This is a genomic window from Mesorhizobium sp. M4A.F.Ca.ET.090.04.2.1 (genome assembly GCF_003999085.1).
Lineage (GTDB): Bacteria > Pseudomonadota > Alphaproteobacteria > Rhizobiales > Rhizobiaceae > Mesorhizobium.
In genome coordinates this window covers 1-787 of the sequence record NZ_RZOT01000963.1, presented here as the reverse complement: position 1 = coordinate 787, position 787 = coordinate 1, and the positions used below count along the sequence as shown (strand labels likewise).

General features: G+C 67.5%; 2 pseudogenes. One reads left to right on the top strand and one right to left on the bottom strand.

Annotated features, from left to right (window positions below):
* Positions 1 to 514 (bottom strand): annotated as a pseudogene (locus EN781_RS33500) (oxidoreductase); the annotation flags it as partial.
* A gap of 138 nt (positions 515 to 652) precedes the next feature.
* Here EN781_RS33500 and EN781_RS36060 point away from each other — a divergent pair.
* A pseudogene (locus EN781_RS36060) lies at positions 653 to 787 on the top strand (AraC family transcriptional regulator); the annotation flags it as partial.

The window sequence follows — 787 nt, the reverse complement described above, 5'->3', positions numbered from 1 at the left end:
GGTCCTCTTCATGCCGGGCGGCGGCGATCGCCGTCACCGAAGCGCCTTGCTCGCGGGCGATCTGGATCTGGAAACGACCGACCGCGCCGCTAGCGCCGGTGATCAGGACCCGCTGGCCGGCGAGGTCACCGCCATGGCGCAACGTCCTCAGCGCCGTCGTGCCGGCGACCGGAAGCGTGGCGGCGGAGCCGAAGCCGACGCCGTCCGGCAGGACGGCGAGACGGTCGGTCGGAACCGCGACACGTTCGGCCCAGCCGTGCTCGTCGACCAAAGCTGCGACCCGGGTCCCCACGCCAGGCCCGGAGCCATCGGTTGCTGCCCGTTCGACGACGCCGACGATGTCCTGGCCGGGTATCCAGCCGTCCGGGCGTATGCCGAGCAGGCGCAGCTCACCCCGGTTCAGCGAGGTTACGTGGACCGCAATGAGCGCCTCGTTCGCCAAGGGCCGAGGGTCCTCGACCTCGGCCAGCCTAAGCCCGGTGGCGCTGTCGGAAGCGATGACGAGGGCGAGCATGGGGCTGTACCTTCCTGGACCAAGCCGGCGATGGGCGCGCAGCGTCAACGCGATCGCCATGCGCAAACCGGAGCCTATCGACTTCCATGGTCTAAGAATTTAGCTATAATTGCACACGGTCGCTAAAAACAGTCAATCATGAGACAGCCTCTTCGCTACCCATGGCTCGATTTCGATGTCGACGACGTCCACGCGCCGGCAATCGCCGTGCGCGTCGATGTACCGGAGACCAGGGCCGAGGTGCGCGACCACTGGCATCGCAAGGGGCAGCTC